Origin of the sequence: Muribaculum gordoncarteri (assembly GCF_004803695.1) — a bacterium.
Taxonomy (GTDB): Bacteria; Bacteroidota; Bacteroidia; order Bacteroidales; family Muribaculaceae; genus Muribaculum; species Muribaculum gordoncarteri.
In genome coordinates, this window is record NZ_CP039393.1 from 2,546,639 (window position 1) to 2,567,109 (window position 20,471).

General features: G+C 50.7%; 18 protein-coding genes. 11 read left to right on the top strand and 7 right to left on the bottom strand.

All coding sequences use genetic code 11. The features are described from left to right. Positions 1–6: 6 nt before the first annotated feature. Positions 7–741 (bottom strand): hypothetical protein, encoded by a 735-nt coding sequence (locus E7746_RS11245; RefSeq protein WP_135946701.1) that lies wholly within the window; start codon positions 739–741, stop codon positions 7–9. Between the two features lie 233 nt (positions 742–974). Here E7746_RS11245 and E7746_RS11250 point away from each other — a divergent pair, with 233 nt between their 5' ends. Next, positions 975–1,877 carry a DUF6268 family outer membrane beta-barrel protein gene (locus E7746_RS11250; protein WP_123395558.1) on the top strand — a complete coding sequence of 301 codons (903 nt, stop codon included), beginning with the start codon at positions 975–977 and terminating at the stop codon, positions 1,875–1,877. Here the strand turns inward: E7746_RS11250 and E7746_RS11255 are convergent. Together E7746_RS11255 and E7746_RS11260 are read right to left on the bottom strand one after the other, a co-directional pair. Then, entirely contained in the window at positions 1,865–4,492 is a 2,628-nt protein-coding gene (locus tag E7746_RS11255) for a DNA cytosine methyltransferase (protein WP_136410850.1), read from the bottom strand. The two genes, E7746_RS11250 and E7746_RS11255, sit on opposite strands and share 13 nt — an antisense overlap. Next, positions 4,492–5,580 carry a DNA cytosine methyltransferase gene (locus tag E7746_RS11260; RefSeq protein WP_136410851.1) on the bottom strand — a complete coding sequence of 363 codons (1,089 nt, stop codon included), beginning with the start codon at positions 5,578–5,580 and terminating at the stop codon, positions 4,492–4,494. Before E7746_RS11260 ends, E7746_RS11255 begins: the two co-directional genes overlap by 1 nt. 195 nt (positions 5,581–5,775) lie before the next feature. Here E7746_RS11260 and E7746_RS11265 point away from each other — a divergent pair, with 195 nt between their 5' ends. The 10 genes from E7746_RS11265 to E7746_RS11310 all read left to right on the top strand — a co-directional run bounded on the left by E7746_RS11265 (position 5,776) and on the right by E7746_RS11310 (position 15,648). Beyond that, positions 5,776–6,753, top strand: coding sequence for a PhoH family protein (locus tag E7746_RS11265; protein WP_123395555.1), 978 nt, complete (start codon positions 5,776–5,778; stop codon positions 6,751–6,753). Positions 6,754–6,786: 33 nt separating this feature from the next. Further along, complete coding sequence (locus tag E7746_RS11270; RefSeq protein ID WP_123395554.1) at positions 6,787–7,737, top strand: phosphoribosylaminoimidazolesuccinocarboxamide synthase; 951 nt, start codon at positions 6,787–6,789, stop codon at positions 7,735–7,737. Between the two features lie 24 nt (positions 7,738–7,761). After that, the gene (gene ubiE / locus E7746_RS11275) at positions 7,762–8,499 is read left to right on the top strand and encodes a bifunctional demethylmenaquinone methyltransferase/2-methoxy-6-polyprenyl-1,4-benzoquinol methylase UbiE (protein ID WP_136410852.1); all 738 of its coding nucleotides are present in this window, start codon (positions 7,762–7,764) and stop codon (positions 8,497–8,499) included. A gap of 120 nt (positions 8,500–8,619) precedes the next feature. Further along, entirely contained in the window at positions 8,620–10,050 is a 1,431-nt protein-coding gene (locus tag E7746_RS11280) for a DUF3078 domain-containing protein (protein ID WP_168184374.1), read from the top strand. Between the two features lie 66 nt (positions 10,051–10,116). Continuing rightward, the gene (locus tag E7746_RS11285) at positions 10,117–10,725 is read left to right on the top strand and encodes a hypothetical protein (protein WP_123395551.1); all 609 of its coding nucleotides are present in this window, start codon (positions 10,117–10,119) and stop codon (positions 10,723–10,725) included. A gap of 6 nt (positions 10,726–10,731) precedes the next feature. After that, on the top strand, positions 10,732–11,190 hold the full coding sequence (locus E7746_RS11290) for a hypothetical protein (protein WP_123395550.1): 459 nt from the start codon (positions 10,732–10,734) through the stop codon (positions 11,188–11,190). A gap of 83 nt (positions 11,191–11,273) precedes the next feature. Further along, positions 11,274–12,428 carry a lipid-A-disaccharide synthase gene (gene lpxB / locus E7746_RS11295; protein WP_136410854.1) on the top strand — a complete coding sequence of 385 codons (1,155 nt, stop codon included), beginning with the start codon at positions 11,274–11,276 and terminating at the stop codon, positions 12,426–12,428. Next, positions 12,425–12,949 carry a low molecular weight protein-tyrosine-phosphatase gene (locus E7746_RS11300; RefSeq protein ID WP_123395548.1) on the top strand — a complete coding sequence of 175 codons (525 nt, stop codon included), beginning with the start codon at positions 12,425–12,427 and terminating at the stop codon, positions 12,947–12,949. Before lpxB ends, E7746_RS11300 begins: the two co-directional genes overlap by 4 nt. Before the next feature lie 28 nt (positions 12,950–12,977). Then, positions 12,978–14,354, top strand: coding sequence for an MATE family efflux transporter (locus E7746_RS11305; RefSeq protein ID WP_136410855.1), 1,377 nt, complete (start codon positions 12,978–12,980; stop codon positions 14,352–14,354). Positions 14,355–14,364: 10 nt separating this feature from the next. Next, the gene (locus E7746_RS11310) at positions 14,365–15,648 is read left to right on the top strand and encodes a M64 family metallopeptidase (protein ID WP_136410856.1); all 1,284 of its coding nucleotides are present in this window, start codon (positions 14,365–14,367) and stop codon (positions 15,646–15,648) included. Here E7746_RS11310 and E7746_RS11315 read toward each other — a convergent pair. The 4 genes from E7746_RS11315 to xylA form a co-directional block, all read right to left on the bottom strand. Continuing rightward, positions 15,626–16,000 (bottom strand): hypothetical protein, encoded by a 375-nt coding sequence (locus E7746_RS11315; protein WP_136410857.1) that lies wholly within the window; start codon positions 15,998–16,000, stop codon positions 15,626–15,628. The genes E7746_RS11310 and E7746_RS11315 overlap by 23 nt on opposite strands. Positions 16,001–16,136: 136 nt before the next feature. Next, the gene (gene xylE / locus E7746_RS11320) at positions 16,137–17,618 is read right to left on the bottom strand and encodes a D-xylose transporter XylE (protein ID WP_136410858.1); all 1,482 of its coding nucleotides are present in this window, start codon (positions 17,616–17,618) and stop codon (positions 16,137–16,139) included. Positions 17,619–17,641: 23 nt separating this feature from the next. After that, positions 17,642–18,829, bottom strand: coding sequence for an SGNH/GDSL hydrolase family protein (locus tag E7746_RS11325; protein ID WP_123395800.1), 1,188 nt, complete (start codon positions 18,827–18,829; stop codon positions 17,642–17,644). Between the two features lie 296 nt (positions 18,830–19,125). Beyond that, positions 19,126–20,442, bottom strand: coding sequence for a xylose isomerase (gene xylA, locus E7746_RS11330; protein ID WP_123395543.1), 1,317 nt, complete (start codon positions 20,440–20,442; stop codon positions 19,126–19,128). Positions 20,443–20,471: the final 29 nt, after the last annotated feature.

The window sequence follows — 20,471 nt, forward strand, 5'->3', positions numbered from 1 at the left end:
ATTCAATTATATCCAATAACCTCTTTTTTCACATATCCGATAGGATTCAAGAGCTTTCACTATATCCGCCACATCTTCGGTGCACCCGATTAACATAAATCCAGGGTCATCAGTTTCTAATCCTAAAGCAGCCTCAATGTCGTTCACTAATACATGTTCCACAAGCATACCTCCACATTCAAGGGCAAGCCTATCCCTACACGATAAAGCTCGAGAACCATTTTGTCCCAAAAATTCAGGGCTGATCATGCGATCAAATAGAGCTGCTGACAATACTGATAAATGCATTATTTTGGGGCAGAAGGTCACTGTATTTTCTTCTATAAATTCAACGGAATGCCCACCCATTTGTGCATATCTGTTTACAAAATTAATATAAGCAACAACTTCTTCATAAGATGTTTCTTCTACTAACTCATCAAATCTCTCATTAAAAATACTATCTCTATCCTCGTTGAATAGAACATCATCACATAATTTTTCTTTTAACTCCGAAAATTCCTCTTCCGATAAAGACAAAAGATAGTCTAACAAATATTCACAATCATTATCTCCTCTAGATCCCACATTATATATTATGTTTTTATAATTATAATCAGCTCTCGAAAAGCATTTATTATAAATGCTATAGATATCATTTTCAACATAATCTTCTTTTTCAAGAATATCCTCAGAAGAACAAGAACTAAAAATAGACACCACAAGCATCAATGGCAATGCAATTAAAAATTTCTTTTTCATAATTTATTTTAATATTGATAATACGCACTACTAAACAAGTTGAGGCTTTAAAAAGTTTTAAACAAAAATAAAATTTTAAAACAACCTGTCGAATTTAAATAAAAATCGCTTTTGACTTCACCTTCTGATATCATAATCACCGGATTCCGTAAATAATCGGCAACTGACAATAAACAATTTCGGGCTCCATCGGGTTACGTTATAAGTTGTAACATCACGAATATACTACAATCATGGATATGAAGAAGCCTCTAATGCTGTTTATAATGTCGCTCATCGCATTTACAGCTTTATCACAAGGCTCATTGTCAATCGACAGGTTCGGCTACTCCGACTTCCGCAATTCCGACGGAGAGCGCGTGGGCAGCGGAAGCATGCTGCGCACAAAAGCCGAGATGACGCTGCCTATAAAGATGAAGCGCGATGAGGCCAACCGACTCTCGGCATGGGGCATAAGAATAAACGCCGACTACTCCCGACTGAACAACAGCGAAACAGCGGCAATGCTCAATCCGCATGAGATACTGAATACAAGCATCACGCTGGCCCACATTCGACCGCTCGCCGGGCGATGGAGCATGATAGCCGCACTGGGTGTGGGCATCTATGCACCCACCAACTACATCCGATGGAAAAGCCTGCTTGGCAACGGCATAGCACTGTTTATCTACAAAATCAACGATGAGCTGAGCCTTGGATTCGGAGGCGGACTGACCAACTCCTACGGTCCTCCGGTGGTAATGCCGATGGCCTATGTCAACTGGCAGCACAAAGGCCGCTATCAGTTCACGGTGAATTTTACCGGGCATCTCAATGTGACAGGCTCGACAAAGCTCGACGACCGATGGAAAATAACTTGCACGGCCGTCGACATGGACGGAATCACCGCCGTTCTCGTTCGTGACGGCAAGACCAAGGTCTACTCCTCGACAATGATAAAGTCTGACCTCTCGGTGAGCTACTACATCACCCCGCAGTTGAGCTTCTACGTGGGAGGCGGTTGCGTGTGGCGTCGTTCGTCACGCATTGCGCCCCGCCGCATCGAGGAATTTTTCAAGGGCATGTTTGCCTCCTCCGACAAATACAGCTTCGGCCCCTCGATGCGCCTCAACGCCGGCTTCCGCTACGGTTTCTGACCCCTCGCCCCCGCCACGCGCCCAATCCCGTAATTCATCTCTACCCACTCGTTAAGCGACCTTGAGATGTCTTGCCCCATTGAGTCCTTAACAATGTTGTAAATCGGCTCATACGAGATATTTGTTCCACAGTGAATCACCGACTGATATAGGAAATTGGACAATGAGTTGGCTGTCAACAACAGGTTGCGAGTTCCTTTTATATCCTCAAGTGCACCCTTTACAAAATAAGGGGTTACCACTATCGTATAACTGCTTCCAATAAGTTCGCGATGGCGTTGAAGCCTGGGCGTAACAACATTTTGAAGTTTGGTTTCGGTAGACTTCGCTTCAAGATCAAATTTTTCATTGTTAGTTAGGTAAATACATTCCACATCAGTAGTGCCCGACTTCGCAATCCACTCGGCTTCGACATCAATAAATTCGTTAAACGCGTCACTCAGCACCTGCTCAAATCTATGACTGTCGCCCTTCTCCTGATTACGTGAATACTGTTTTATCTTATCGGTAAGCTGCATAATGTAGGAAACAAGTGCTTTTTGTTTCGGGTCAAGCTCTTCTCTTAATTCCTCGGGATAAAAATTATATAGATGCATTACATAATCGGAGGTACCAAGAAGCTTATAAAGATCATGAGGTTTCTCATCATAACTGTAAGCGGCGAGCATTTTGTCGGCAAACTCCTCTATTTCAGGTCTAAATTCAATATAATTGAGCCTATAGTTACGAGTCGACCTCTTTTTTGATGCCAATTCTTCTTCACTGATATAATCAGGCAACATGCCACGCCCGAAACCTCCGTGATGAAGAGGCCCTATATAATTCTTGCGCTTTACATCGTGGTGCGTAACTATTCCACCTCCCGCGAGTTGACCAAACGCATACACCGCTTCATGAAGAGCATTGGCAAGAGTGTCCTCTTCAGGCAAAGTCCGCTTGAACATTTCCAATTTGTCGACAGGATTCATTCGACGAAGTCCGAGCATATTCTCTACAAGCGATTCATAATCGTCATTGTCGATTGTCTTGCACCACATCACATAATAGAACATCTCGTCACAATAAAGACGGCCGTCAAGCCTCGGATCACGCAGCAATTTAAAAATCAGTCTGAACGGATATATGTTGAATGATGAGCTCATCTGATTGAAAGGGTGATTGAATGGCAACGAGAACAACATCGACATATATATCTTTGCAACCCGGTCAATCTTTGTCTTATTATCAAGTTCAGAATCCATGTATGTGTCAATCAGCTTATTCCCAAGCGGGCTAAACACCAGTCGTTGTCCTTGTCCACGGCCAGTCTTATACGCAATCATTGAATAGGCGACCTGACACATCTTGAAAATCGTAGTGTCGCGACTCGGCACATCGTAACGCGGGACATATGTTCCGGTGTCCATCATCAATTCGTTTATATTGTCAAGAGAGCGGTCATCAAATAACGCACCATGTTTACGTGCCACATAGGCATACTTAACCATCAGATCAAAACTCTTTATGTATTTCATCATGGTCCATTTATCTGACTTATTTACACGCTTCATATCTTTACGTTTTAAGGTTAACAATATTTTATATAACAACATCGGTGGAATTGCCTCCCCGATGAGAGTGCGCACAAGGTATTCATTATAATCACAAGGCAAATTCCAATCCTGAGGCAATGATGACACGATAAGCAATTCAAGCATCGACAACACGCGTGCGTCGCTGACCGTACCATCGGCAAGCTTACGCCCGGGATGCACATTGTTATGCCCGCTTATCAAGCCATTGTTAGTTGCTCGAGCGGGGCACGGAGCGTCCCAACGCATCCTTTTGTAAGTATTATGGAATCCGCTGACCTTCTTGCCGTCGGCTCGCTTAGGATAATAAACTTCGTTTGTCATGGCACTGCACCCCTCATCAGTATGCGACATACACTCTACCTGCATTGCGCTATGATTCAAGGCATAATGGTATTTTATATCACTGTGTTCCCCATTGTTCAATGATGGTAGATGCCCGATTGCCTGACGCAACGTTATTTCATGCTCGGGAGCCGGATAGCTCCATGAATAATTATTTTTATATAGAATTATTATAGCACGTGGACGTGATTGCGCCACCCCGTAGTCCTTGGCATTGAATATGTCGTAGCGAATGTTATACCGTCCGCCGTATCTCCGTTCCAGAATATCCACAATGCCAAGACAGTTATTCTCATAGGGGAAACATAGTTTCAGAAATTTAGGGACATTCTCTATTACCACAACATCGAGATCCAAAGAGTCTATTACCTTCAGCACGGCAAATATCAGATAATTACGCACATCCTCGGCATATTCCTTTTTACCTAGAGAGCTCATTCCCTGACAAGGAGGCGTTGCAAGCAGGAATGAAGGGTTAAGTTTCCTGGCACGTGCCACATACTCATCAAGAATCTTGTCATCCATTATATCCCCTACAAGCATGTCGGTATCGGGATAGAAATGCGTATAGTATTCAGCCCTGTCCTTTAGTATCTCATTGGCAAGAGCTATATGAATATTCAGTTTACTGAGATATGTTTCAGCTATTCCGGCACTTGAAAACATGGATATGCCGGTAATTGTACGGTCGTTTACCATTATAGTTCTATTCCGTCAATAATCTTTTTCATCATCAATGGAGGCACACCCTCGCCTATAAATTGGCGTAAAGCGGTATCACTTATATCATCGGGAAGCTCCAAATCGCCGGGAAGCGACATCACAATCAGCAACTCGCGCAAAGTCAATACACGCGCATCGCTCCACAATCCGTTGCCAAGGCTTCGCCCCGGATGCACTTTATCCTGTGACGACATGATTTCATTGCGCATCGTCACTGTAGGCGATGGCTGGTCCCACGACATTCGTTTGTAGCAATTAAGATAACCTTTAATTTTGTCGCCGTTACTTTTACGTGGGTAGTGCTCATCGTTCATAAAAGCAGAACGACCTGTTGGGGTGTGACGCAACCACTCTATCTGATTAGTGGGATGCAATCTCGCCCAATGATTTTTCAGCGCAGATACCTCTCCGGGCTCTATGCTTGGCAGGTTGCCTATAGCTTCCCGCAATGTCACCTGTTTTTCACTTCTCTTTGGATCATGCCACGACAATCCTTTACGGCAAAGCCTTATGAACACGCGCTCACGAGTCTGTGGCACGCCATAATCACCACTGTTGAATATGTCACACTTTATATCGTAAACTCCGCCATATTTCGCTTCAAGAATTTCAAGAATTTTTAACCGCTCACCATCGCCCCAAGGCATTTTCACCTTAAGCATTTGCGGCACATTCTCAAATATGACATAGTCGGGCGACAAAGAATCGATAAACGGAAATGTTTCAAGTATTAGATAATTTCGACTGTCGTCAATATCTGACAAAGCAGCACCCTTATTTTTGCCTACGCTGCTCATACCTTGACACGGAGGTGTCGAGATTATCATTTGTATCTTTTTACGCCCTACAGCTTTCAGGACATCACGCTTCACATCATCACTCGTTATGTCGCCGCACACCGTCTTTGTCGACGGATACAATTGACCGTGAACCCTGCATCTGCGAGAGTCTATGTCAGTTGCTACAACGACATCCACCCCTGCACGCTTCAAGTAGTATTCGCCTACTCCGATGCATGAGAACAATGATAGTGCGTTTATGCGATGTTTCCTTCTGCAAGCCATTTCCAATTGCGAATTTACTAATTATTCCCCAATAAAACCACTGCCTCGAAGTAATTATCAAAATTCAATACATTCAAGGGGATGGAGGGGCGGGGCAATTAGGGGTGGAGTGCTAATTTTGGGATGGTAATTAACTTTTATTCTCGGTTTTATGTTGTATCTTTGTAGCAACTCTTAAAACTATTTATTTAGCGGATGATTGAACGCATAATAATAATTGACAATGTCGACCCGGTAAGCTTCTATGGCATAAACAATTGCAATATGCAGCTTATACGCAATCTCTTCCCCAAGCTGCGCATGGCCGCTCGCGGACAGATAATCAAAGTCATCGGCGACCCCGAAGAGGCCGCTCGCTTTGAAAAGAAAATCAAGGAGCTGGAAGAGTACTGCGTCAAGTACAACAAGCTCACCGAAGAGGTGATTCTCGACATTGTGCGCGGTCAGGCTCCGAAAGAGTTGAAGCAGGACGATGTAATCATCTACGGAATAAACGGCAAACCGATCAGCGGACGCACCCCCAATCAGCAGCTGCTTGTCGAAACATTTGTCAAAAACGACCTCACATTCGCTCTCGGCCCTGCCGGAACCGGCAAGACCTACGTGGCTATAGCATTGGCAGTGCGCGCGCTTAAAAATCGCGAAGTGCGCAAGATAATCCTTTCGCGTCCGGCAGTGGAAGCAGGCGAAAAGCTCGGATTTCTTCCCGGCGACATGAAGGACAAGATCGACCCCTATCTGCAGCCGCTCTATGATGCGCTTGAGGACATGATTCCCGCAGTGAAGCTGAAGGAGTACATGGAGTCCAACGTAATCCAGATAGCTCCGCTGGCATTCATGCGCGGACGCACGCTCAACGATGCCATAATCGTGCTTGACGAAGCGCAGAACACCACCACCCATCAGATAAAGATGTTCCTCACCCGACTGGGCATGAACGCAAAGATGATAATAACCGGCGACATCACCCAGATCGACCTGCCTCGCAGCGTCAACTCGGGACTCGTACAGGCCCTCAAGGTGCTGAAAGGCGTGCCCGGCATAGGCATGGTGGAGTTTGGCAAAAAGGACATCGTGCGTCATCAGCTCGTGCAGCGCATAGTCGAGGCCTATCAGCGATGGGACGACGAGAAGAAGGACGAGGAGCAACGCGAAAAATATTTTGAACAATAACTATCAACAACAATAACACCAATCATCACTACAATGGCTACTACACTTATCAACACGGATTTCAACTTCCCGGGACAGAAAAGTGTCTATCACGGCAAAGTTCGCGATGTCTATGACATCAACGACGACATCATGGTAATGGTCGCAACCGACCGCATCTCGGCTTTCGATGTAATTCTGCCCAAAGGCATCCCCTACAAGGGACAGGTTCTCAACCAGATTGCCGCAAAATTCCTCGATGCCACAGCCGACATCGTGCCCAACTGGAAACTCGCCACTCCCGACCCGATGGTAACCGTAGGACTCAAATGCGAAGGTTTCCGCGTCGAGATGATTATACGCGGCTACCTCACCGGAAGCGCATGGCGTGAATATCAGGCCGGATGCCGCGAATTGTGCGGAGTGAAACTCCCCGACGGAATGCGTGAAAACGAGCGTTTCCCCGAACCCATCATCACCCCCACCACCAAGGCCGAAGCCGGTCACGACGAAAACATCTCACGCGAGGAGATCATAGCACAAGGCATCGTCGACAAGGACGACTATGAGCTGATGGAGCGTTACACCCGCGCACTGTTCCGCCGCGGAAGCGAAATGGCAGCCGAGAAGGGACTGATACTCGTCGACACTAAATATGAGTTTGGCAAGCGTGACGGAAAGGTCTACCTGATTGACGAAATCCACACTCCCGATTCATCACGCTACTTCTATGCCGACGGCTACGAGGAGCGCTTTGAAAAGGGCGAACCCCAGCGTCAGCTCTCCAAGGAGTTTGTGCGTCAGTGGCTCATCGAACACGGATTCATGGGCAAGGCAGGCCAGACAGTTCCCGAAATGACCGACGCCTATTGCGAATCGGTAAGCGAACGCTACATCGAGCTTTACGAGCACATCACCGGCGAGCGTTTCGTAAAGAGCGACGAGCATGATCTTGCCGCACGCATCGAGCGCAATGTCACTCAGTGGCTTGAAAACCGCAAGTAAAAAATATCTTACTAAGAATAACCGATGGAAGTCAAAGCCGAAAAGATCAACCCTTACGACAACGAGCGGAGCAAGACTCAGCAGGTCAAGGAGATGTTTGACAGCATCGCCCCGGCCTACGATTTCATGAACCGCATGATGGCCTTCGGAATTGACAAGCTGTGGCGTGCCCGCGCAGTGAAAATGCTGCGCAGGCACTCGCCGCGCTTAATACTCGATGTAGCCACCGGCACAGGCGATCTCGCCCTGCTCCTGCATCGCAAACTCAATCCGCATCAGCTCACCGGAATCGACCTGAGCCCCAACATGATTGCCCGGGCGCAAGCCAAGGCCGTTGATGCGGGAATAGCCCATAAGGTCAACTTCATGACAGGCGACTGCCTCGCACTGCCGTTTGGAACCGAAACATTCGACTGCATCACCGTGGCCTACGGAGTGCGCAACTTCGAGCATCTCGACGCAGGCTACCGCGAAATGTACCGAGTGCTGCAGCCCGGAGCGGTGCTGTGTGTCATCGAACTGTCGACACCCACATCGCCAATCGTCAAGCCACTCTACAATTTCTACACACGCCGCATAATCCCGACAATAGGCCGACTCGTTTCACACGACGTGCGCGCCTACAGCTATCTTCCCGAAAGCATAGCCGCAGTGCCGCAGGGCAACTCCATGCTTGAGCTGCTCCGCGAAGCAGGATTCAGCCAATGCACCTTCACCCCGCTCACTTTCGGCACCTGCACCATCTACATGGCCATTAAGTAGAGCAATCATCAACACGTTTTTCTCTAAAACGATGGCAAAAGGATGCAGATATTTCATAATATCGCTCTTTTTGCTTATTTTTGTACTACGAAAATCATCACTTTTAAATCCGACTCTAAAATGAAGGCTCTCATGTCATATCGTTTCAACGCTATCATCTTCATTTTTCTCTCGATAGCCCTATTTTCATCCAACGCCAACGCCCAGACGGTCGAACCTGCCGACCCAAGCTTGCTCGAACTGCTCGGAGTTCCTGTCGAAGAGGACGAAGACGAGTACTACTACGAGGACGAGGGCGAAGGTTATGATGATTTCGGTCCGTTTTTCGACCTTATAGCCGACACCGTGCCCGACTCGGTGCCCGAATACATCCCCTTGAAACTGCTTCCGCCCACAACTCTTCCCGTTACGGCGTTCATGCCCGTAGTATTCGACTATGTTGAATACACCGACACCGTATCTCCGCTGAATCCCGAGCGATACATCGAAACCGACAATCCCGCAATGAACCGCATGATGCAGGAGGGCAACCGCATACGCCGCTACCGCCAGCTGAAGCAACGTTACATGATCGACTATGCGCCGCAAGTAAGATACAACATCAACACCCTGCCCGAGCCGCCGAAACAGTATGTAGCCACTGTCGACCCCTCGAAATCGACCATAACAATATCGGAAGTGCTTGTCAGCAAGGATGACCTTGAAGCGGCAGCCGCATCCCTGGATGTAAAGCCCAAGAACTGGCTCCACACTTTCAACGGCCTCCTGCAATTCTCGCAGGCCTACGTGAGCCCCAACTGGTATCAGGGCGGCAACAACAACGTGAACATGATAGCCAACTTCTACTGGAACGTGAAACTCAACCAGAAGTTCCACCCCAACCTCATGGCCGAAGCCACTACGCAGTACAAGCTGGCAATGTCGAGTGCCCCGCAGGACAGTATGCGCTCCTACATGATAAGCCAGGATCTCTTCCAGTTCAACGGCACATTCGGTGTGCGTGCGTTCAAGCACTGGTTCTATTCAATGAATACATCGTTCAAGACACAGCTGTTCAAGAACTATGCACCCAACACCGACAATCTGCGTGCAGCGTTCATGTCACCCGGTGAGCTCAACTTCGGTGTCGGTATGACCTACAACTTCACCAACCCCAAAAAGACATTCAAAATCGATGCCTCCATATCGCCGCTCTCCTACAACATGAAGATATGCACCCATCCGGGAATGAAGGAAACATCGTTTGGCATACGCGAAGGCCGCCACACCGTAAGCGAGGTCGGTAGCAACGCCGAGGTGAAGATGACATGGAACATCCTTTGGAACATAACCTACAACTCGCGCTTTTTCCTGTTTACCGACTATGACTATGTTCAGAGCGACTGGGAGAACACGATCAACTTCTCGATCAACCGCTACCTGTCGACCCAGATATACGTGCACATGCGTTACGACTCAAGCACTCCGCGTGTCGAAGGCTCGTCATGGCACAAGTGGCAGTTGAAGGAGATACTCAGCTTCGGCTTCCAGTATCAGTTCAAGACCGCCTGACAGCAATGAGGCTTCGGGCCTCATTGCACCACACTTCTCTTCTCCCCCCTCCTTATCACATACACCATGCAACCTCCTCGCCTCCTCCTCGCCTTGTCGCTGCTCGCAGCATCGTTATCGCTTGCCGCAGCCGACCACATCGACACCCTGCCGCAGGTGTCGCAGACTCTTTCGGGCTACGCCGACATCGACAGCATCAAGCGACGGCTGACATCGCTTCCGCTGCACATCATCGAAGGGATATGGCAATTTCCCGCCGACGGAGCCACAGTAGTAATCGAACGCTTCAACCCCGACAACACACGCGATGACGGAGCCGCCCGCTACCGCATCGTAATCCTGCGCTCGCCTCAGCGGTCGATGATTCCCGGCACCGTAATGGGCTATCTGTCACCGTCGGCCAAGCGAGGTGTGTACACTGCAAAGATATATACAGCCGGCGACGGAGGGTCGACACTGATAAGACCAAAGCGCTTCACACTCACCCTCAACGACGACGGGCATCTGAGTTTTCGCCGACACCGCTCAAGCGTATATGTCAATATATGGCGGCTGTTGCCCTATGTATCGAGGCTCGGAGTGCGTGTGCGCAACGACAATCCGCAGGATCTTGACGGATGTCTTCGCCTCTTTCCCGCTCCGGTTTCAGGACCCGTAGAACCACGTTATCTATAACCGGCCATGCTTCGCGTCATCGTCACATCGCTTTTAGTGCTTGCCGTCACATCGGTTGCCGCGCCCGACACCCGCACCACTCGCAAGAAACTCGTCAAGTCGGAACAGGAAGTCACGGTAGTCGCCGACAGCACAACCGTGTCGCCCGACAGCATAACGATAGCCGACTACGACAAGCCGCTGCGCTCCAACTACGAAACATTCTTCGTCACCAACCGACACAGCCGCACCATAGTCAGGATAACCATCGACATCGACTACATCGACATGAACGGCTCGCAACTGCATAGCCGCAGCGTGACTGTGGAGTGCGAGATACCGCCCGGAGCCACGCGACAGCTTCACACAAGGGCATGGGACCGCCAGAAAGCATTCTATCACCACACCACGCGCAGCAAGCCCCGCTCGCCTCATGCACGCCCCTACAAAGTGGTCGTCACGCCCGTGTCGCTGCTGCTTGAGTAACGAAATCTTGAACGTTACGTGCTTTCAGTTTTCATGGATTTGTATTACCTTTGCAGGGATAACAATTTAGCACGACCACAGCGATGAAGTACTTTCTTTCAGCCGGTGAGGCCTCCGGCGACATACATGCGGCCGAGTTGATTGCCGCAATAAAGCGAATCGACCCCAAGGCCGATTTCATCTTTCTCGGAGGCGACCTCATGGCCCGCGAGGCGGGAAACACACCGTTCATCCACTATCGCGAAATGGCCTACATGGGATTCAGCGAAGTCCTGCGACATCTGCCGCAAGTGCTTTCCAACCTGCGCCGTGCCAAGGAGCGACTGAAAGCCGAGCGTCCCGACGCACTCATCCTGGTAGACTATCCCAGCTTCAACCTTAAGCTTGCACGCTACGCCCACGACATGGGGGTAAAGGTGTACTACTACATCTCGCCCAAGGTGTGGGCATGGAAAGAGCATCGCGTCCGTGACATAAAGCGTTATGTCGACCGCGTGTTTGCCATATTCCCCTTTGAAGTCGGCTTCTACAAGTCGCGCCACGACTACGATGTCACCTACGTGGGCAATCCGTCGGTCGAGGAGGTAGCTCACCGCAAGGCCAACCTTCCGTCACGCGAGGAGTTCCTTAAACGCCACAACCTGCCCGACCGTCCCATAATAGCGCTCGTGCCGGGAAGCCGCCGAAGCGAAATCAAGAACAACCTCTCGGTGATGCAGGCGGCCGCCGACATGTATCCCGACTACATGCCCGTAGTGGCAAGCGCACCGGGCATCGATCTGTCGTACTACGGCTACTACATCGACCCGGGAACCCCCATCGTGAACAACGCGACATTCGACCTGATGCACTTCGCCGAAGCCGCTCTCGTCACCTCGGGTACCGCCACACTGGAGTGTGCGCTGCTGAATACCCCGCAAGTGGTGTGCTACCGCGCCAACGGAGTAAAGCTCTCCTACAAAATCATGGAGAAGATACTGAAAGTGCCATTCGTGTCACTTCCCAACCTGATAGCCGACGCACCGATAGTGCCCGAAATGCTCGTACACCTGTGTACTCCAAAACTCGTGAGTCGTGAGCTGGGCAACATACTTCCCGGCCGACCGGGTCACGACAATCAGCTCGAAGGCTACCGGCGAATGAGGGAAATTCTCGGCAACTCCGATGCAGCGCAACGCACAGCCCGCATAATAGTCGACGAAATATCCTCAGCTAAAAAAGACTCAGAAAGAAAATGAAACTACCCCATATACCTGCAAAAGAAGAGGGCCCGGTGAGGGTGCTTATGGTGTGCCTCGGCAATATATGCCGCTCCCCGGCCGCCGAAGGCATCCTGCGCTCCATCGTAAGCTCGCACAACGCCGACAACGACTGGGTGATTGACTCGGCCGGAACCTACGGCGGACATTCGGGCGACCTGCCCGACCGTCGAATGCGCGTACACGCCACCCGCCGAGGCTACGACCTCACCCACCGCGCACGCAGGTTCACACCGAGCGACTTCAGCGACTTCGACCTGATAATACCGATGGACTCGGCCAATGAACGCAATCTGCGCTCCATGGCTCCCACCCTCGACGACGAAGCCAAGATAGTTCCCATGATGAAATTTGTGAGAATGGCAACCCGCTACGATCACGTGCCCGACCCCTACTACGAGGGGGCCGAGGGCTTTGAACTCGTGCTCGACCTGCTTGAGGACGGATGCCGCAACCTCTACGACGACATAACGGCGATGCGCAACGACACATCGCGATAACGACAAACCCAATCACACAACAACGGCAATGGAAAAAACATCAGGCAATCTAAAGGCACTCGCCACCCGACCCATCGGGCGTCTGCTATGGGAATACAGTCTGCCTGCGGTAGTGGGCATGGTGGTCATGTCGCTTTACAATGTCGTCGACCGCATATTCATAGGCCGCGGCGTGGGTGCCGATGCCATTGCGGGACTCGCCATAACATTTCCCGTGACCAATGTGTGCACCGCCATCGGAGTGCTCATCGGAGCCGGTGCCGCCGCAAGAGTGTCGATAATGCTCGGACAGAAGGACTACCGGGGTGCCCAGCTTGTGCTCGGCAACTCGCTTGTGCTGATACTCATAAACGCCGTTATCTACCTGACATTCTTCGCTATATTCATCGACGACATTCTCATGGCATTCGGCGCGTCGGCCAACACGCTCCCCTACGCCCGCGATTTCATCGTCTACCTCTTTCCCGGCATGCTGGTCATGAATGTCATGTACAGCCTCAACAATGTCATGCGAGCTTCGGGCTATCCGCAACAGGCCATGATAACAATGTTTATCGGCGCCGGATGCAATGTAATCCTGGCACCCATCTTCATATTCGTCCTGAAAATGGGCATAAAAGGAGCAGCGATAGCCACCGACATATCGATGACCATAGGCATGGTGTTTGTGCTCTATCACTTCTTCAAGCCCACATCGACGGTGCGTTTCACCCGAGGCATATACCGCCTGCGCTGGCACATAATATGGTCGATCGTCGCCATCGGTGCGGCACCGAGCATTGTCAACTTCACGAGCTCGGCCATAAACATAATCATCAACCGCACCCTCTACGCCTACGGCGGCGACATAGCCATAGGGGCGGTGGGCATCTTCACGACCTACACTTCGCTCCTGTGCATGGTAGTGGTGGGAATATGTCAGGGCGTACAGCCCATCCTCGGCTACAACTACGGAGCCGGACTGCGCCACCGACTCAAACGCGCATTCTGGCTCTCGACACTCGCCGGCACCGTGGTCACCTCGACAGGAGCAGCAGTGGGAATCCTCTTCCCCGACATCATAGCAATGGCCTTCACGACCGACAGCGCACTGATCTCCGCCACATCCAACTCGCTGCACATATCGCTGCTCGCATTCTGGGTCGTAGGCTTCCAGATTGTTTCGACAACCCTGTTCCAGTCAATAGGCAAAGCCGGAAAATCGATATTCCTGAGCCTTATACGCCAGGTGATTTTCCTGATACCGCTGCTGCTGACACTGCCCCGCATGTACGGGCTCAACGGCGTGTGGGCATCATTCCCCACCTCCGACCTCTTTGCCACGGTAGTAACCATAATGATGGTCGCATGGCAATTCAGGACGCTGTCACGTGAAAACCGGCTCAATCCCACAGCACAAATATAAATCACCGATTATGAAAATAACAAAACTCTTGCTATCAGCAATTGTCGCAATGTCGTGCTGCACATTGACAGCTCAGGACTTCGACACATTCTTCAACAACAAGACCCTGCGCCTCGACTACATATTCGGAGCCGACACAAAGGGATGCCATGTCATGCTCGACAAGCAGGCCGTGCTGCCCGAATGGAGCGGCCGCCGACACCGCCTGAAAGAGCTTCCGCTTGCCGGAAACGGACAGATAACAGTGCGCGACGAAGCGACCGGCGACACCATCTACCGCCACTCATTCTCATCGCTGTTCAATGAATGGCTGTCGACCGAGGAGGCCTCGACAACCCCCAAAGCCTTTCAGAACACCTATCTTGTGCCCCTGCCCAAGGCTCCCGCGTTAATCGACATAGCGCTGCTCGACAACCGCCACGACACAATCGCCTCGATGACTCACCGTTATCGCCCCGACGATGAACTGATTGCGGTGAAAGGCACCTCCAACGTAACACCCCACCGCTACATTCACCGCAGCTCGCACCCTGAAAAGGCAATCGATGTGGCCATCCTGGCCGAGGGCTACACCACCGCCGAGATGGACAGCTTCTACCATCACGCAGCCGTGGCCGTGGAGTCGATACTTAAACACGAGCCCTTCAAGTCGCGTGCCGACGACTTCAACTTCGTGGCTGTGGCTTCGCCTTCAATCGACAGCGGCGTAAGCGTACCGCGACTCGGCAACTGGAAAAAGACAGCTTTCTCCTCGCATTTCAGCACATTCTACTCCGACCGCTACCTCACCACCGGCAATCTCCAGGATGTACACGACGCTCTCGCAGGAATACCCTACGAACACATAATAATACTCGCCAACACGCCCGAATACGGCGGCGGTGGCATATACAACTCCTACACCCTCACCACTGCCCGTCACCGCGACTTCAAGCCCGTGGTGGTGCATGAATTCGGCCACAGCTTCGGCGGACTTGCCGACGAATACTTCTACGAGGACGACATCATGGACGAATCCTATCCGCTCGACATAGAGCCGTGGGAGCCCAATATCACCACCCTCGTCGATTTCCCGTCAAAATGGCAGTCGATAGTACCCAAAGGCACGCCCGTACCCACCGACCCCAAGGATGCCGACAAATACCCCGTGGGAGTGTATGAAGGCGGAGGTTATGTGTTCAAGGGCGTCTACCGTCCGGCCGACCAATGCCGCATGCGCAACAACACCTGGCCGGCATTCTGCCCCGCTTGCCAACGCGCGTTAAACCTGCTCATCGACTTCTATACGAAATAAACCTCAAGGTCAACACGACGGCTGCAACCGTAGCTACAAACACGGCAATCCACCCGATTTTACGTGACGCTCCGGCCTTGCCGTCGACAACAACAGTCGACACAACACTGTCGGCCCGAGCAACAAGAGTGGTGTCATGCACCGCTCTTGTTTTATATATGAGCCTGTAGCTACGTTCACGCACAGTGTCGCCGCTCCTGTCAACAATGATGCTGTCGCGTGCATATATAGTGTCAACCGACACGCTTCCCCTCAAAAGCATATCGCTCTTCACCGACTCCGAAGGCAAATAGACCATGCGCGTGCATCCGCACAAAATCAAGCCCGCCAATAAAACCGCTTTGATATTCATAATTACTCCTCCTTTTTCGGCAAAGATAGCGAGCGGGAAGCCCCGATTTCACCCCATAATGTCGCGAAGCAAAAAAGCGGTCGCCTCGTGACAATCACGCGACGACCGCAACTATTTTGGTTACAAGGGAATCTCCTTACTTAGCCGATTTCTTGCGCCAAAGGTTGGTCATATCCTCAAGAGTCTTGCCCTTGGTTTCAGGAACAAGCTTGTAAACGAATATGGCGGCAACGACGCAGATAACGCCGTAGAGAGCGTAGGCAAACATGTGACCGAACTTATCGCCCATCTCGCCAAGACGCATATTGTACATGGGCACAAACGTACTCGACACGATGAAGTTGAATATCCACTGGAATGCAACGGCAACTGCCACAGCCGCACCACGAATGGTGTTGGGGAATATCTCAGCGATAAGTACCCAGCATATCGGGCCCCATGAGAACATGAACGAAGCCGAATAAACCATGATGCTGACAACGGGAACAATGGGAGGAACGGTGACAAGGTTGGATACAGCCACACCGAATGCACCGATAGCCATGCCTATAGAACCCCAGATCAACAACGGCTTACGGCCGAGTTTCTCAACAGTGAACACAGCCACAAGGGTGAACGAGATGTTGACGATACCCATGATGACGGTCTGAACCATGGGATCGCCCATGTGCATTGAGTCGAATATGCGCGGTGCATAGTAGAGCACGGCGTTTATACCCACTGCCTGCTGGAAAACCGACAACATAACGCCGACAAATATCACCATCACGCCAAATGAGAAGAGGCGTTCGCTCTTGACTTCGACAGTCGACTTGATGTCGGCAAGAATCTCGCGGGCCTTGGTGATGCCGTTGATGCGTGCAAGCACCTCAAGGGCACGGCTGTCACGGCCGACAAGCGCAAGATAACGCGGTGACTCGGGAACCAAGAAAACAAGCACGGTAAACACTGCGGCAACAAATGCCTCGCTACCGAACATGTAACGCCATCCTGTCATGATGGTCCATGCGTCGGATGTGGGAAGCACGTAGTAGATGTTTTCGGCAGTCTTCTCGATGATGGGGTTGGTGTGCTCGCCAAGAATCAAGAAGTTGACGAAGTAAACCACAAGCTGACCGAAGATGATTGCAAACTGGTTCCACGACACGAGCGTACCGCGAATGTTTGACGGAGCCACCTCGGCAATATACATGGGGCAGATGGCCGAAGCAAGACCCACACCCACACCGCCGATGATGCGGTAGATGTTGAATGCGATAAGGAGGTTGAAATCGGGCTTACCGTGCTCGAATAAGAGGAATTCGGGATAGTAGGAGCCGAGAGCCGAAACAAAGAAGAAGAATCCGGCGATGATCAACGACTTCTTGCGGCCGAATCGAGTGGCAAAGAAACCCGACAAAGCACTACCCAAAATACATCCGAGCAGCGCACTTGACGATGTTATACCGTGAATCACATCGGTATAGACAAAATCCTTGGCTCCGAGGAAGAAAGCCTGAAGACCCTTCTCGGCACCCGATATCACAGCGGTGTCGTAACCGAAGAGCAGGCCACCGAGCACGGCGACAAGGACTATGGAAAACAGATATGTTTTACTGCCTTTTTCTTGGTAATTCATAATCAATAAAGTTAAGTTTTTTATTAAAGTTTGGTTTTATCTACTTTTTCCGGAAATAGCACTTCGGCGGCGGCATTACCCATCGCCTTATAGCCTGCGGCGTTAGGATGAAGTCCGTCAAAATTATAATCGGGATTCAATCTCAAAGGATTGGCGGGGTCGGCAAGCACGGCATCGAAATCGATCACGCCGTCAAACTTTCCGCATGTGCGTATCCACTCATTCACAGCCTGGCGCGTAGCCTCATGGAAGTATGACCAATAGTCGGTGTTGCCAATCTGTGAAATTGTGCCGCCATACACTTTAAGACCCTTTGAACGCGCCTTTTCGATAAACGAAGTGTAGGCCTCGATCAGCTCGGCGGCTGTCTTCTCGGCGTGACGGCTTCCGCCTATGTCGTTGATGCCTTCATAGATCACGATTCCGGTCAATCCGTTCTGTCCCATTATGTCACGGTCGAAACGCTTCACTGCCGGCTCGCTGATTCCGCCGCGAAGCACACAGTTGGCGCCTATTCCGAGATTCAATACGGCCACTTCGCCGTTCAAAGCCTCGGCACACACATCGGTCCAGCGGTTCTGCTTGTCGGTTGTCGTGCCGCGTCCGTCGGTTATCGAGTTACCGAGTACCGCGATGCACTCCTTGCCGTCGGCCATCACCTCAAGGGCGCATATATTGTACCAGTGTTCAAGCTTTTCGGCGGGAACAAACTCCTTCTTAGGCTTGGAGGGGCCTTCCATGATGTAGGATGTGGTGCGTGAACCGCGATGTGAAGTGGCGTGCTCGGGAGTCTTGTCGCCGTAGTTGATGGTTATCGACAACAGCTGTAGCGGCTTGAGGTCATACTTGACGGCATCGCTGTAGACCGAACCGTGAGGCTCTATTGTCACGCTCTCCTTTCCGTCAAATTTAAGGTAACGCACCGTGCGGGGATTAATTTTCTCGCCTTCGGCTGCATCGGCTATATAGACCGAGCGAATCTCAACCGGCTCGTCGCTGAATTCATTCGACAGTTTAAGACGAAGCTCGTCACCGCCCACCGACACGTGAATCACCTGTCGGAGCGCATTTCCGGTAAGCGTCATCGTCTTGGGCATATCGCCCTTGCCCGTATATTCAGGAGCAGTAGCCCATGTACCCGTCCACTTTGAAGCGGCTGACAGCGAAACGGTGAGCAATAGGCCCGCAATAAACAAAAAAACTCTTTTCATATTCATAAATCTGAAATTATCACCAATCTATGGCTCGGCACTTCCGGCTGATTGTCAAAATCACACTCCTGTCAAGCGGCCGACGGGCTGTGATCAACTCCTCGTCACGGCTCGGCAGGCATGTTCATCAAGGTTAACTAAATATAATGATTGGTCGGGGTTCATCGGCATCATCAATCTTGACATCGGTTAAAAAGAAGAGAGTCCGACCGGGTCGTTGCACGCCGCCGGTCAGACTCTCCCTTATTCAAGCTTCAGAATATATCTGAATTAAATGCTGATGAAGAAGGCGTCATTTAGGCATACATGGCTACGATAGCTTCATAGAGCTCCTGCTTGCCGCTGGTCTGCTTGGGTTCGCCCTGAGTCTTGGCATAAGCTACAACATCCTCAAGAGAGAGCTTTCCATCCTCAAATTCCTTACCCTTGCCGCCGTCAAATGAAGCGTAACGCTCCTTGATCATTTCCTTGTAGGGAGATTCCTCAAGAACAGCAGCTGCGCTTTCAAGAGCACGAGCCATAGCATCCATACCTGCGATGTGAGCGATGAAGATGTCCTCAAGGTCGGTAGAGTTACGACGAGTCTTAGCGTCGAAGTTGGTACCGCCGTTGCCGAGGCCGCCGTTGCGGATGATCTGCATCATGGCCTGAGTAAGCTCAAAGTTGTCGATGGGGAACTGGTCGGTATCCCAGCCGTTCTGATAGTCACCGCGGTTAGCGTCGATTGAACCGAGCATGCCGTTGTCAACAGCTACTGCAAGTTCGTGCTCAAATGTGTGACCTGCGAGAGTAGCGTGGTTAACCTCGATGTTCACCTTGAAGTCCTTGTCAAGACCGTGAGCCTTAAGGAAGCCTACTACAGTTTCAGTGTCAACATCATACTGATGCTTTGAGGGTTCCATGGGCTTGGGCTCGATGAGGAATGTTCCGGTGAAGCCCTTTGAACGAGCGTAGTCGCGAGCGATGCGGAGCATAGTTGCGAGATGCTCTTTTTCACGCTTCTGGTCGGTGTTGAGAAGGCTCATGTAACCTTCGCGGCCACCCCAGAATACATAGTTTGTACCACCGAGGGCGATAGTTGCGTCGATAGCGTTCTTGATCTGAACGGCAGCGCGAGCTACTACGTCAAAGTCGGGGTTGGTAGCAGCACCGTTCATGTAACGGCCGTTACCGAATACGTTGGCAGTACCCCAAAGGTTCTTGATGCCGGTCTGAGCCATCTTTTCCTTCAGGTAGTTGGTGATTTCAACCATGCGGGCTTCGTAGTCAGCGATGTCTTCGCCAAGGTCACCGATAAGGTCGGTATCATGGAAACAGAAATATTCGATTCCGAGCTTCTGCATGATTTCAAAACCAGCATCAGCCTTCTGCTTTGCAACTGTCATGGCATCGCCTTCGTTCCAGGGGAACTTCTTGGTGCCGCCACCGAACTGGTCGCCGCCTTCAGCGCAAAGTGTGTGCCACCAAGCCATAGCAAACTTCAACCAATCCTTCATTTTCTTACCGAGCACTACCTTCTCAGCATCGTAGTAACGATAGGCGAGAGGATTCTTGCTGTCCTTACCTTCAAACTTAATTTTACCGATCTCGGGAAAATACTCTTTTGTTGCCATAATAGAATTTGTTTAAAAAGTTTCTTTTA

What these genes read in the sequence shown, in the direction of transcription:
- E7746_RS11290 (WP_123395550.1), top strand. Translation starts at nt 10,732, where the DNA reads ATGCTTCGCGTCATCGTCACATCGCTTTTAGTGCTTGCCGTCACATCG.
- ubiE (WP_136410852.1), top strand. Translation starts at nt 7,762, where the DNA reads ATGGAAGTCAAAGCCGAAAAGATCAACCCTTACGACAACGAGCGGAGC.
- E7746_RS11250 (WP_123395558.1), top strand. Translation starts at nt 975, where the DNA reads ATGGATATGAAGAAGCCTCTAATGCTGTTTATAATGTCGCTCATCGCA.
- E7746_RS11270 (WP_123395554.1), top strand. Translation starts at nt 6,787, where the DNA reads ATGGCTACTACACTTATCAACACGGATTTCAACTTCCCGGGACAGAAA.
- E7746_RS11245 (WP_135946701.1), bottom strand. Translation starts at nt 741, where the DNA reads ATGAAAAAGAAATTTTTAATTGCATTGCCATTGATGCTTGTGGTGTCT.
- E7746_RS11305 (WP_136410855.1), top strand. Translation starts at nt 12,978, where the DNA reads ATGGAAAAAACATCAGGCAATCTAAAGGCACTCGCCACCCGACCCATC.
- E7746_RS11325 (WP_123395800.1), bottom strand. Translation starts at nt 18,829, where the DNA reads ATGAAAAGAGTTTTTTTGTTTATTGCGGGCCTATTGCTCACCGTTTCG.
- E7746_RS11315 (WP_136410857.1), bottom strand. Translation starts at nt 16,000, where the DNA reads ATGAATATCAAAGCGGTTTTATTGGCGGGCTTGATTTTGTGCGGATGC.
- E7746_RS11300 (WP_123395548.1), top strand. Translation starts at nt 12,425, where the DNA reads ATGAAACTACCCCATATACCTGCAAAAGAAGAGGGCCCGGTGAGGGTG.
- xylE (WP_136410858.1), bottom strand. Translation starts at nt 17,618, where the DNA reads ATGAATTACCAAGAAAAAGGCAGTAAAACATATCTGTTTTCCATAGTC.
- lpxB (WP_136410854.1), top strand. Translation starts at nt 11,274, where the DNA reads ATGAAGTACTTTCTTTCAGCCGGTGAGGCCTCCGGCGACATACATGCG.
- E7746_RS11255 (WP_136410850.1), bottom strand. Translation starts at nt 4,492, where the DNA reads ATGGTAAACGACCGTACAATTACCGGCATATCCATGTTTTCAAGTGCC.
- xylA (WP_123395543.1), bottom strand. Translation starts at nt 20,442, where the DNA reads ATGGCAACAAAAGAGTATTTTCCCGAGATCGGTAAAATTAAGTTTGAA.
- E7746_RS11285 (WP_123395551.1), top strand. Translation starts at nt 10,117, where the DNA reads ATGCAACCTCCTCGCCTCCTCCTCGCCTTGTCGCTGCTCGCAGCATCG.
- E7746_RS11260 (WP_136410851.1), bottom strand. Translation starts at nt 5,580, where the DNA reads ATGGCTTGCAGAAGGAAACATCGCATAAACGCACTATCATTGTTCTCA.
- E7746_RS11280 (WP_168184374.1), top strand. Translation starts at nt 8,620, where the DNA reads ATGAAGGCTCTCATGTCATATCGTTTCAACGCTATCATCTTCATTTTT.
- E7746_RS11310 (WP_136410856.1), top strand. Translation starts at nt 14,365, where the DNA reads ATGAAAATAACAAAACTCTTGCTATCAGCAATTGTCGCAATGTCGTGC.
- E7746_RS11265 (WP_123395555.1), top strand. Translation starts at nt 5,776, where the DNA reads ATGATTGAACGCATAATAATAATTGACAATGTCGACCCGGTAAGCTTC.